Annotated in this window: 14 protein-coding genes; 5 read left to right on the top strand and 9 right to left on the bottom strand. The window is 63.3% G+C overall.

All coding sequences use genetic code 11. The annotated features are described in order from the left end of the window. Window positions 1–4 precede the first annotated feature (4 nt). Together GGR48_RS13760 and GGR48_RS13755 are read right to left on the bottom strand one after the other, a co-directional pair. Window positions 5–1219, bottom strand: coding sequence for a toxic anion resistance protein (locus tag GGR48_RS13760; protein WP_183952418.1), 1215 nt, complete (start codon window positions 1217–1219; stop codon window positions 5–7). 615 nt (window positions 1220–1834) lie between these two features. Then, window positions 1835–2365, bottom strand: coding sequence for a hypothetical protein (locus GGR48_RS13755; protein WP_183952417.1), 531 nt, complete (start codon window positions 2363–2365; stop codon window positions 1835–1837). A 127-nt stretch (window positions 2366–2492) separates the two neighbouring features. Between GGR48_RS13755 and GGR48_RS13750 the strand changes: the two genes are divergently transcribed. Continuing rightward, window positions 2493–2864, top strand: coding sequence for a PRC-barrel domain-containing protein (locus GGR48_RS13750; RefSeq protein ID WP_183952416.1), 372 nt, complete (start codon window positions 2493–2495; stop codon window positions 2862–2864). Between the two features lie 178 nt (window positions 2865–3042). On the opposite strand, the gene uvrB is transcribed toward GGR48_RS13750, so the two are convergent. The 6 genes from uvrB to GGR48_RS13720 all read right to left on the bottom strand — a co-directional run bounded on the left by uvrB (window position 3043) and on the right by GGR48_RS13720 (window position 8414). Beyond that, window positions 3043–5235: an excinuclease ABC subunit UvrB gene (gene uvrB, locus GGR48_RS13745; protein WP_183952415.1), complete on the bottom strand. Its 2193-nt coding sequence runs from the start codon at window positions 5233–5235 to the stop codon at window positions 3043–3045. Between the two features lie 98 nt (window positions 5236–5333). Beyond that, window positions 5334–5693 (bottom strand): hypothetical protein, encoded by a 360-nt coding sequence (locus tag GGR48_RS13740; RefSeq protein WP_183952414.1) that lies wholly within the window; start codon window positions 5691–5693, stop codon window positions 5334–5336. A gap of 135 nt (window positions 5694–5828) precedes the next feature. After that, window positions 5829–7004, bottom strand: coding sequence for an MBL fold metallo-hydrolase (locus GGR48_RS13735; protein WP_240456007.1), 1176 nt, complete (start codon window positions 7002–7004; stop codon window positions 5829–5831). Between the two features lie 23 nt (window positions 7005–7027). Continuing rightward, window positions 7028–7429 (bottom strand): DUF4345 domain-containing protein, encoded by a 402-nt coding sequence (locus GGR48_RS13730; protein ID WP_240456006.1) that lies wholly within the window; start codon window positions 7427–7429, stop codon window positions 7028–7030. After that, complete coding sequence (locus GGR48_RS13725) at window positions 7426–7878, bottom strand: DUF2721 domain-containing protein (protein WP_183952413.1); 453 nt, start codon at window positions 7876–7878, stop codon at window positions 7426–7428. The genes GGR48_RS13730 and GGR48_RS13725 overlap by 4 nt, the downstream gene beginning before the upstream one ends. Window positions 7879–7958: 80 nt before the next feature. Further along, window positions 7959–8414, bottom strand: coding sequence for a hypothetical protein (locus tag GGR48_RS13720; protein ID WP_183952412.1), 456 nt, complete (start codon window positions 8412–8414; stop codon window positions 7959–7961). Window positions 8415–8528: 114 nt separating this feature from the next. Here GGR48_RS13720 and GGR48_RS13715 point away from each other — a divergent pair, with 114 nt between their 5' ends. The 3 genes from GGR48_RS13715 (at window position 8529) to GGR48_RS13705 (ending at window position 10024) form a co-directional block, all read left to right on the top strand. Beyond that, window positions 8529–8714, top strand: a complete 186-nt coding sequence (locus tag GGR48_RS13715) for a hypothetical protein (protein WP_183952411.1) — start codon at window positions 8529–8531, stop codon at window positions 8712–8714. A gap of 337 nt (window positions 8715–9051) precedes the next feature. Then, entirely contained in the window at window positions 9052–9414 is a 363-nt protein-coding gene (locus GGR48_RS13710) for a helix-turn-helix domain-containing protein (RefSeq protein WP_183952410.1), read from the top strand. Beyond that, window positions 9407–10024 (top strand): ImmA/IrrE family metallo-endopeptidase, encoded by a 618-nt coding sequence (locus GGR48_RS13705; protein ID WP_183952409.1) that lies wholly within the window; start codon window positions 9407–9409, stop codon window positions 10022–10024. Before GGR48_RS13710 ends, GGR48_RS13705 begins: the two co-directional genes overlap by 8 nt. An 858-nt stretch (window positions 10025–10882) precedes the next feature. Here GGR48_RS13705 and GGR48_RS13700 read toward each other — a convergent pair. After that, window positions 10883–11173 (bottom strand): hypothetical protein, encoded by a 291-nt coding sequence (locus tag GGR48_RS13700; protein ID WP_206362465.1) that lies wholly within the window; start codon window positions 11171–11173, stop codon window positions 10883–10885. Here GGR48_RS13700 and GGR48_RS13695 point away from each other — a divergent pair. After that, entirely contained in the window at window positions 11172–11849 is a 678-nt protein-coding gene (locus GGR48_RS13695) for a hypothetical protein (protein WP_206362464.1), read from the top strand. The two genes, GGR48_RS13700 and GGR48_RS13695, sit on opposite strands and share 2 nt — an antisense overlap. Window positions 11850–11851: the final 2 nt, after the last annotated feature.

The following is an 11851-nucleotide window of genomic DNA, read 5'->3' as shown; positions in this document are numbered from 1 at the left end:
CGGCTTACAATGCCTCCAGCTTGAACGACGAAGCGGCCGACCCGCCGGTCAGTTGCGGGTTCTGCGCGCCTTCGGCCCGGGCGATATAGCCCTTCGACTTCTCGACCTCCTGGCCCAGCGTGTTGACCGTGGTCTTCATCGAATCGAGCGCCTTCAGCTTGAAGCTGTCGATCGCATCCATCGTGTCGTAGATATTCTGGAAGGCGCGTTGCAGCGTTTCCAGCGGGATGGTCGAGGCCGCCGCCTGCTCGTGGATCTGCGCGGTCTGGCTGCGCAGCAGCTTGCCGGTCGAATCGATGATGTTGGCGGTGGTCGAGTTGAGCGCGGTGATCTGGTCGAGCACCAGCTTCTGGTTGGCCAGCGCCTGTGCCACGGTGACGGCGGTCCGCAGCGCCGAGACGGTGGTGGTCGAGGCGCGGTCGACGCCCTTCACCAGCTCGACATTGTTCTTCTTAACCAGATCGAGCGCCAGATAGCCCTGCACCGTGACCGCCATCTGGGTCAGCAGGTCCTGGGTCCGCTGGCGGGTGTAGAAGAGCGCGGTCTCGCGGATCGCCTTGGCCTTGGCGGGATCGGTATGATCCAGCTCGTTCGCCGTATCCTCCAGCTTGGCGTCCATCGTCTTGGACAGATGGATCATCTGCTCCAGTCGACCCATCGCCGACCACAGGTTCGCACGCTCGGTATCGATCGCGGCATTGTCCATCAGCAGTTCCTCGCGGCCCGAGGACAGGCTCTTGAGGATCGCGGCGATATGCGTCTGCGACGAGCGATAGCCGTCGAAATAGTCGCGCATCTTGTTGCCGAAGGGCAGGATGCCGAGCAGCTTGCGCGGCGCGGACAGATTGCCCTGGCGACCGGGGTCGAGGCTTTCGACGACGCGGCGAAGCTCGGTCAGGTCCTTGCCGACGCCGGTCTCGCCGTCCATCGCCTTGACGGGCCTGTCGAGGAAGCGGTTGGACTGGCTGGCGGCCTCGCGAATTTCCTTTTGCCCCATCGCGGTGATCGCATCGACGCGGCGGCCGAATTCGGGGCTGTTCACGTCCTGCGCGATCAGTTCGGCGACGAAGCCGTCGACCTTCTGCTCCAGCTGGCTGCGCGTCTTGTCGTCCACGGGCACCAGCCCGGCGGCCTGGGCGGGCGCCACCGTCGGCACGGGATCGGGCGGCGTCAGCGTCAGCCCTTTATCCGCGGTTACGGTGTCGGCGGTCGTGGCCATGCGTTCAGTCTCCAAATGCCTTGCCGCTAGTGTGGAGGGGATAGGCGCGGGGTTCAAGTGTATTACTGGAATAATACGTGGGGATGGGGAGGCATGCCGCCAATATCCCGAACCCCCGTTCAGCCTGAGCGAAGTCGAAGGCCACGGGATTCCCTATCCTCCATCTGCTTATCGGCCCCCGTCGGTACGTGGCCTTCGACTTCGCTCAGGCTGAACGGAGGGTGGGGGCGGGGAGAGTGAAGGGGATCACCCCCAAATGAAAAGAGGCTGCCGGGACGTCATCGCGACGGCCCCGGCAACCCCTAAACATGGTCAGCGGCCGGAGAGCTCCAGCCCGGGAGACCATGCGGGCCTCATGACATCAGACGCGACCGTTGATTGGGGGAGGATACCCCCCGAACCGCGCCTACCGATGTCAGAAGCCGGTCCCCCGAACGAACTGAACCGACCCCATTGCTGAACCATGAGACATCGGATCACCTCCTTTCGCTAGTTAAAGCCAATGCGCCCTTTCAAAGTGCGCAAAGCCAATGTGCGTAGGCGAAAGCCAATAAACAAGACTTGTAATGCAACGATGTTTGGCAGACCATCTTGCGCCCGCCGGATCGGGCGGGGTCAGCCCCGGCAATCCTCGATCACGCGCCCGATCTCGGCATAGGCCGGGATGACCAGCGGCGGCTGGCCGGGCTGTTCGATCGTGAAGCGGCCCCGGCTGAACGCCATGGCGTCGAGCAACTGGTCATTGGCGGCCAGCACCAGTTCGGCCCCGGCAGCCCCCGCCTGCGCGGCGACATTGCGCACCGTGCTCGATGTACGGATCGTCCAGCTGCCCGCGACCGATCCCGGGCGGCCCAGACGTACCGAGCGGTTGCGCAGGTCGCACGACAGGGTCAGCCGGGGCGCGCCCGCCACACCGTATGTCGAGGCCGAGCCCTGCGCCGTCCGCTGATACCGCCAGTCGCCCGGCGTCAGCGGCCAGTCGCGCCAGTCACTCCCCAGCACCGGACGTGGCGCGGGCGGTGCTGGGCGCGGAGCCTGCTGCACCGGCGGCGGCGCCTGGGGCGGCGTGGTGGCGGGGATACAGCCGGTAAGGGCGGTGGCCAGGACCAGGGTCGAGGCAAGCGGGGCAAAGGACAGGCGACGCATCGCGCCCAGCCTATGGGCGAGCGGCGGGCCGCGCTCAACCCCGCGCTGCGACGGGCCGTGCCGGGGCGGCGGGCATCGGAACCGGTGGCACGGGCAACGGGTTCAGCCGTCTAAACGGAGGTTAATTATGGCTGATCACGACACGCCCACCCTGATCCTCGTCCAGTCGACAGTGTCCGGCACGCTGAAGCTGGAAAGCCGTGACGGCGATTCGATCGGCAGCGTCCATGCTTTCATGGTCCACAAGCGCTCGGGCCGTGCGACCCATGCCGTGCTGGCGCTGGGCGGGTTCCTGGGCATGGGCAAGAGCTTCTATCCGGTGCCGTTCAGCCTGTTGCAGTTCGATCCGGTGGGCGATCAATATGTGATCACCGTCGACCGCCGTCTGCTGGAGGGCGGGCCGAGCTGGGCGAACAACGCGCCGGTGTTCGATCAGGCTTATGCAGACCGCGTTGCGGGCTATTATGGGGTGGGAACGGAGAATTTGGATTTGGGGTGAGGGTGGTCCTTGCGGAGAGGGCCCTCCCCCATCCCCTCCCGCTTGCGGGAGGGGCGTGCCGGTGGCAGCGACAGGAATTTCTTAGACGAAGCGCCTTGAGGCTAGCCTGGTAACGCACCCCTCCCGCAGGCGGGAGGGGATGGGGGAGGGCCACCGCCAAGCAACCCACCCCCAACAGTCAATTCGCCTTCCGCCCACTGGCGAACTTCTTGCTCTTCCCAAACCGCGTCTTGCGCGTCCCCGGCTTGCCCTCGTTGGACCGCCCCATGATCGGGGCCTTCTGCTCATGCACGGGCAGACCCAGTTCTTCATTCTCCAGCTGGCGGATTTCATCGCGCAACCGGCCCGCCTCCTCGAATTCCAGGTCGGCGGCGGCCTTGCGCATCTTCTTCTCGAGTTCCTCGATATAGGCGCGCAGGTTGTGGCCGACCATGTGCGGACGGTCCTCGTCGATCGGCACGGTCACCTGATCGCCCGACGCCACATGCGCGATGATGTCGCCGATCTGGCGGCGGATCGTCTGCGGCGTGATGCCGTGCTCGGCATTATACGCCATCTGCTTCTCGCGACGCCGTGACGTCTCCGACATGGCGCGTTCCATCGATCCGGTGATCCGGTCGGCATAGAGGATCACGCGCCCGTCGACGTTACGCGCCGCGCGCCCGATCGTCTGGATCAGCGAGGTTTCGGAACGCAGGAAGCCTTCCTTGTCGGCGTCGAGGATTGCGACCAGCCCGCATTCGGGGATGTCCAACCCTTCGCGCAGCAGGTTGATGCCGATCAGCACGTCATACACACCCAGCCGCAAGTCGCGGATCAGCTCGATACGCTCCAGCGTCTCGACGTCCGAGTGCATGTAGCGGACCTTGATCCCCGCCTCGTGCATATATTCGGTCAGGTCCTCCGCCATCCGCTTGGTCAGCGTGGTGACGAGGGTGCGATAGCCGAGCTCGGTCGTCTTGCGCGCCTCGATGATCAGATCCTGGACCTGTTCCTCGACCGGCTTGATCTCGACCGGCGGGTCGATCAGGCCGGTGGGGCGGATGACCTGTTCGACGAAGACGCCGCCGGTCTGCTCCATCTCCCAATTGCCGGGCGTGGCCGAGACGCTGACCGTCTGCGGGCGCATCGCGTCCCATTCGTTGAAGCGCAGCGGCCGGTTGTCGATCGCGGACGGGAGCCGGAAGCCGTACTCGGCCAGCGTGATCTTGCGCCGATGGTCGCCGCGCGACATGCCGTTGATCTGGCCGATGGTGACGTGGCTCTCGTCGACGAACAGCACCGCGTTTTCAGGCAGATATTCGAACAAGGTTGGCGGCGGCTCGCCGGGCAGGCGGCCGGTCAGGAAGCGGCTGTAATTCTCGATGCCGTTGCACGATCCCGTGGCGGCGATCATCTCGAGATCGAAGTTCGTGCGTTGCTCCAGCCGCTGGCGTTCCAGCAGCTTGCCCTCGATCTCCAGTTCCTTCAGCCGTTCGGCCAGCTCGAACTTGATCGCCTCGACCGCCTGCTTCATCGTCGGGCCGGGCGTCACATAGTGGCTGTTGGCGTAGATGCGTACCGAGTTGAGGCTCGCGACCTTTTTCCCGGTCAGCGGATCGAACTCGACGATCTCCTCGATCTCGTCACCGAAGAACGAGATGCGCCAGGCAGAATCCTCATAGTGCGAGGGGAAGATTTCGAGATTGTCGCCCCGCACCCGGAAATTGCCGCGCATGAAGGCGGCGTCGTTGCGTTTGTACTGGAGCGCGACGAGCTTGCGGATGATCTCGCGCTGGTCGACGCTTTGGCCCTTTTTCAGGTCGAAGATCATCGCCGAATAGGTCTCGACCGAGCCGATACCGTAGAGGCACGACACCGAGGCGACGATGATGACGTCATCGCGTTCCAGCAGCGCCCGCGTCGCCGAGTGGCGCATCCGGTCGATCGACTCGTTGATCGAGCTTTCCTTCTCGATATAGGTGTCGGACCGGGGCACATAGGCCTCTGGCTGGTAATAGTCGTAATAGCTGACGAAATATTCGACCGCGTTGTTGGGGAAGAAGTTCTTGAACTCCCCATAGAGCTGCGCGGCGAGAATCTTGTTGGGCGCGAGGATCAGCGCGGGGCGCTGCAATTCCTCGATCACCTTGGCCATGGTGAAGGTCTTGCCCGATCCGGTGACGCCCAGCAGCACCTGATCCTTGTCGCCCGCGCGGGCCGCCGCCGTCAGTTCCTTGATCGCGGCGGGCTGGTCGCCGTTCGGCGTATAGTCCGTCACCAGCTCGAACCGCTTGCCCCCTTCGGCCTTTTCGGGGCGCGACGGGCGGTGGGGGATGAAGCTGACCCCGGTTTCGGGCTCGTCGAGGGTGGTGCGGATTTGGATCGCCATGAGGGGAATATGGGTATCTGTTCCCGTTTCGTCACCCCATGGAAATGCAGGTCGGAAAGATGGGCCGACCTCGTGAGGGGCCGGCCCATCCCGTCAGATCAGCACTTGCCGACGACCTTGGTCAGGACGACATGGCCAGCGATCGAAATGGTGATCTTGACGCCGGTGGGAACCCAATAGGGCGTGCAGATGTCGAGGCAGGCCTGCGCGGCGGTGCCATCGGGGAAGGGGGTGGGGATGGGCAGACAGATGCTGCCGAAACCGAGCGGCAGCTGCAGGCAGATCTGGCCATTCTCGACCGCGACGCTGATGCATTCGGCCCGGACCGTCAACTCGCCGCTGGCCGCCAGATCGACGCCGTTCATGGACTTGGCGCGCGCGGTCAGCATCTCATGATGCGCCTTGAAAGTGTCCAAAACGGCCTGTGCTTTTTCCTCGCTGAACGAATGCATTGCCATGATCTATCTCCCTTTGGCTGGATATTTCCGGTGAAAGGAGATATACTATGAACGGTAGGCACGAGTCTTTGCTGTCATCGAACTGTTGCATCCGAACAACCTCCCTTTCGGATGTTGCAGGACAGCGTGACGATGTCAGCGCAGCGCGTGGACCGCCGGGGTGTCGAGACAGCGGCGCATCGTGGCATCGTCGGTCTGCCCCGCGACCGGCCGGGCAACGACCGGCCCGATCGTCACCGGTTGCCCGAGCCGGACCGGTGCGAAGCGTGCGCCAGGCTGGACCGTCGAGCAACGCATCGCGGCGCCGAGCAGGCGCGGCGGCGTGTCATAGGCCTCATAGGACAGGCGAAACGTGCCCCAATGAATGGGGATGGCGGTCGAGGCACCGAGGCGCTCGAAAATCTGCACCGCCTGGGGCGGGCCGATATGGCTGCCCGCTGCCATCTGGCCGGGGACGAAGCGGAACGCGCCGATGGGCAGCAACGCGAGGCGGACGGGGCCGAGCTTCGCCGCCTCGGCCGGCCAGCGCCCGTCGCCCATGCCGGTATCGCCCGCGAAGAAGACATTGCCGCCGGGCAGCTTGATCACGAAGCTCGACCAGAGCGCGCGGTTGCGGTCGGCGAACCAGCGGCTGCCCCAATGATGGTTGCGGGTGACGACCACCGACACGCCCGGCCGGATCACCCGCTCACGCCCCCAGTCTAGCGCGGTGGCGGGTACGCCGACCTGACCGATGACGCTGTCATTGCCCAGGCTGGTGACGACCAGCGGCCGGTCGCGCTGCCACAGCCGCTTGAGCGTCGCTTGTTCGAGATGGTCGTAATGATTGTGGCTGATCAGCACGAGGTCGATTCTGGGCAGGTCGTCGAACGCCACGCCCGGCTTCGCCACACGCCGGGGGCCGAGGCCGAATGGGCCGGCGCGCTCGGCATAGATCGGGTCGGTCAGGATGTTGAGGCCCTGGGTCTGGACCAGCACCGTGGCATGGCCGATCCAGGTCGCGACCATGGCGTCGCCCATCACCCGCGCCGCCGGGCGCGAGGCGTCGACCGCGACCGTATCCGGCCAGGCGGGGCGCCCGTCATCGCCGGTCAACTGGCTCCAGAGAAACCCGCGCCGGCCTCCCGGACGCGGCATGCGCAGCGTGTCGCCGTCGCCATCGGGATTGAAGAAGCGCTCACCGTCATAATGGCCGCTTTCGGGGCCTTCATAATAGATACGATCGAGATAATGCGGCACGATGGTGGCCGCCAGGCCGACCAGGATCAGCAGCAGGGCGACCGCCTTGGCGATCAGGCGAAGGGCTTTCATGCGTATTTCACCTGCTCCCGGTGTCAGCGCGCCTGCCGGGCGACCCGCGCTTGCCACATCATAAGAAGCGGCACGACCACCAGTTCCATCGCCAGTCCCAACCGATGCCCCGTGGAGGGCGCGCCGACCATCGCCCAGGACCCCAGCCGCGCCAGACCACCCGCCACGACCAGCAGGCCCAGCAGCCAGAACCGCGCGCGCTTGCGCTCGATCGCCGGGATGCAGGTGACGAAGGCGAGGCCCAGCCCCAGGAAGATGCCCGAGACATAGCGGAACTGGCTGTCCAGATCGGCAGGCACGACCGGGGGATGGCCCAGCCATTGCGGGCCGCGCGCGACGCTGATCCCGCCGATCGTCAGCGGCACGAGGCAGGCGATGGCGACCACCAGCTGCAGGAGGCGGCGTTCGCGACGCAGGTTGCTCAATCCAGGATTTCCTTGCGGACATGGATGGCGCGCAGCGAAATCCGCACCTCGAAGGTGAAGGCGACCAGGCACAGGATCAGCAGGCTGACCGACAGGATGAAGGCGATCGCAATCCAGGTGCCGAAATGATATTTGCCGATATTGGCGATGAACAGCACCGCGATGACGACGCAGGCCATCACCGCGCTCGACACCGCCATCAACAGCGCGGCGTTGATGATCGACATGCGTCGGTCGAGCAGCCGCAGCTCCCATTTGTGACGGATCAGCTCGGGGCCGTCATCGATCTTGTGGATCATCATCTCCAGCGCGCGGGCGCGGTCGATCACGCGCGCCAGCCGTCCGGCGAGCACGTTGAGCAGCTGTCCGATCGCCGCCAGCATGAAGACCGGGGCGAGCGACAGCTGGATCGTCTGGGCGATGGTAGTGACGGCGGGCAAGGTCGGCATGGCCGCCAAATGGTGGCGTGCCCGCCGCGTCCCGACAAGAGGGGATATATTTCGGCGCGCGGGAACCTGTCCCGCTCCGGCTATTCCTCGGTCGCTTGGGCCAGGATCGCGGCGATCTCGTCCTGCGATACGCCGAAGGCGCTGGCCAGGCCGGACAGCGAGGCACCACGCTTGGCCAGCTCGCGAATCCGCCCCTCGTCGACCACGGTCGTATAGCCGCGCGTGTCGCGCTGCTCGCGCACCACGTCCTTGCGGCCGGAGGTGCGGTGCCGCTTGGCGGCGGCGGCATGCGGATCGCGCGCGGCGGCGGCCATCTCGCTTTCGCGGCGCGCCGCGCGCTCGGCCTCGCGCGCCGCCGTCTCGCGCAGCCGATTGGCGGCGCGCGCCTCCATCCGGTCGGTCATGATCGCGGCACGCTGCCCCTCGCGTTCGGCGCGCGCCTTGGCCCGCGCGGCGGCGCGTTCCTCCAGGCTGTCATTGGTGCGGATGCGCAGCCCGCCACGCGGCGGCGTCACGCCCCAGCTGTCGTCGACCATCTTGATGTCCCCGATCCCGTCGCGCTGGCGATTAGGTCCGCCGGGTCCCTCTTGGCAACCCGACCGCGATCAGCTTGTTATAGGTTGATAAAATAGACTGGGAGGATTCGCCCCATGAACCCGATGCTCGATCCCGACCTGATCGAATATGTCGACGACGCCACCCTGCTGGAGGCGTTCGCCGTCGTGCAGCAGGTGCCCGACCAAGACGACCGCGACGTCATCCTGGCCGAGATGGCCCGCCGCAACCTGGGTGCCGCCGCGCCGAAGCCGACGATGCGGATGGCGCTCCGGTCCTGACGCGCAAGCTCCGCCGTTACTGGCGGATATACCGGAAATACCACATTTTAGGCATGGAATAGCCTGAGAGGCGCAGTTTTCTCAGGTTTTTCACTTTGGGTTTATGGTTGCCATCAGCTTCTGGCAATCACGGGGTAATCACGGACCGCGTTTTGGCGTCGCCGATCGCGCCCTCCGGCAGGCATGCGTGTCCCGCCGCTAAAAAATTTTACTAACTAGCAAAACTAGCCTTGTGTTTTGCCGACCAGCAAACTATTTGCTGTCTGGCAAACTTCTGGTGCGTCGTGCGTTGGGCGCTGACGCATTGGGAGTATGCGGTTCTGACTAGGAGGTCAATGTGAACCAGTTCGGAAACATGCTGCGTCGTGAGCGGAAGGAGCAAAACCTGACCCTCGGCGACCTGGCCAAGAAGGTCGGCATAAGCGTTCCGTATCTGAGCCAGATCGAAACGGGCACTAAGCCGCTTCAGGATAAACTTGTTGAGCGGTTTGTGACTGAGCTCGGCCTGATCGGTGATGACGCAAACGCGCTTCGTCGCGCCGCTGCGGTGTCGATGGGCGAGTATTCTATACGGATGGAGGAGGGTGCCTCGAACGATGATCGCATTCTTGCCTCCATGCTGGCGGCGGGTTTTGCTCGCCTTCCCCGAGATAAGAAGGATCAGCTGCGCGAGATTATGAAGGATACGAACCGTGGATAATTCCGACAGTACCGAGATCTCGCGCCATAATGACCGTATCGTGGCACCACGTACCAAACGCGAACTCGAGGCGATCGCAGAAAACGTTCGCCTCGCTCTCGATCTCGACCTTGATGGTCGGGTCGCAATGATGCCGATCCTTGAGCAGGTGCTTTATGACACCATCGAAGGATACGAGTTTCATGTCGAGGAAGATAAGGTGATGGGGCGCCTTGAGGGTCTTACTGACACTCAGCGACCGATCATCAAGCTCACGAACAGCGTTTACCAAGCGCTTGAGCGTGGCGATGGGCGGGCCCGTTTCACGGCGGCGCACGAGTTTGGGCATCTGGTGCTGCATTGCGGCTTGCCCACCTACCGCGCTTTCTCCGACGAATATCAGCCTCTGCACGACCCGGAGCGGCAAGCGAACATCTTCGCGGCGGCATTTCTAATGCCTGCCAGCGCATTCCGTTCGTGCCGTAGCGTTAAAGAGGCAATGCGGAATTTCGGCACGAGCCATGACGCCGTCATGTGCCGAGCGCGGAATCTTAATCACCGTCTTGAGCCGCTTCGGCCGATCCTGACGGTGCGCAAGAAAAAGGGGCACGGTATGCGCCGCACCCCTTAGGAAAAGCCCTGATCGGAACCGTGGCCCCCGTGATGGGTGAGCGATCCTGAACTGAGCCCTAGTCAAGCGCGGATATATGCGCAGCCAGTTAAGGAAGCAAGAACATCGGGCCACAATCGTGGGAGCACTCCGATGCCCTCCACTCCTGCCCCTCCGGGTAAGAAGTGGGTGTGCGTTGCGTGGATCACCCGGGGCGGTCGCCGCATCTATGCCAAATCATATGGCAAGAAGGCGTTCTGCTTCCTGGTCGACGTGTAACGCGCCCGCTTCCTGAACCGGAATCTCCAAACGGACCGCGTCAGTCGCGGCGCGGTCCGTGGCTTCCTATGATCAATTAAATTGCTGCGTATTTTGAGTCGCTTGGCGACTCAGTCGACTCAGGATACGTGGTTTGTTGATTGTTTCCGAAACGAGGAAACCCCAGCGCTGGCAGGCGCCGGGGCTTCTGATCGGGGGCAACTCTCGCGGCTTTTGGTCCGGACGCGAGAGCGGGATGTACCCCTTGGTACGGCGGAAACGTCTACACCTTGAGGTTGTGCCGTCAAGACCGGTCGTTTGCCGAAAAAGGATGTACGATGGCAAACAATATCCCCCAGCGGCCTCAGCGCCGCACTCGCTTCCCTTTGTCCGACGCGGCAATTGCTGACATCTGGGCTCGCCTCCGGGCGGGTGACAACCAGCATGACATCGCTGCCGACTATGGTACGAATCCGGGCCGTGTGTCCGAGATCAACACCGGGCGGCGGGGAAACCATGTGACTGGCTTGCCCCCGCGGTAAGTCGGAAGGCCGGTTAAACTTGAGGCTGGCTGGTAGCAGCCAGCCTCATTCGTCTCGCTTTCCAGTCTTGCCCAGAGCATCAACCGATACCCAAAAGCCCTGCTAGGCAAAGGGCAGCTTCGTCATCGTCAACTCGAGCAATCACCCGCTCGCCATTGTTTGACGCTTCGAAGAGAAAATATCCCGCCCAATCCATAGGCTGAGGATCGAGTCCGGCCGCACGGCGAGATGTCATCGGTGCCAATGTCAGGCTCTTGCCGGTTGGTGATGTGCCGGTAAAGTACAAGGTAGCCATAGCTTCAGGATCTCTGATGCCGGAAGAAAAAAAGACCCATAATCTGCGTCCAAACCCGGGCATGTCTATACGCATGCTGGCCGATTATATGTCGGCGTCTGAGCAGGCAAAGCGCACGCTACTCACCCGATCAAAATACCCGCCGATTGCTCCTACGATCCAACACGATGCCGCTCGTGAATCAATCATTGAGCATATGTCAAGGGGAGGCGGTGAGCACGATTTGATTGATCAGCGGATAGCGGTCTTAAAGAGCGGTTTGCAGGGCAGCCCCTTTGAGATCGACAAGGCGGAGAACAACGCCGATTACCTCGAACGCTATCTTGCGACTGCCCCGAAGCTTCCGATCAAAGCCCAAGAGATTTTTCCGGGGGACCGGATGCCTGGGCTCGACATTGAAGGTTTCACACTTCGCTGCACGCCCCACTTTGTGCTTCGCCGGGTCACGAGAACCAACGTGCCCAAGATGGGCCTAGGATTTTTGCGATATGCGAAGGGGAAGCCGTTGCCTCTGGAGACGGCTTGCTGGCAGGGGGCAATCGCGGTTGGCTATTTGAATGCGAAGGTCCAGCAGGGCTTGGGGGAGATTGATGCCGATCGTGAGATCACGGCTGTGATCGATGTTTGGACTGGGCACTGCCATGTGGCCCCAAGCAACGCAGTTTATCGGTTCAACGAAGTCAAAGCTGCCTGTGCTGGTATTGCTCAACGATGGGCACAAATCCCACCGCCTCCGAATGCGGTCTTTTAAGC

Source organism: Sphingomonas pseudosanguinis (assembly GCF_014196255.1).
GTDB lineage: Bacteria > Pseudomonadota > Alphaproteobacteria > Sphingomonadales > Sphingomonadaceae > Sphingomonas > Sphingomonas pseudosanguinis.
This window is presented reverse-complemented; position numbering and strand designations above follow the sequence as displayed.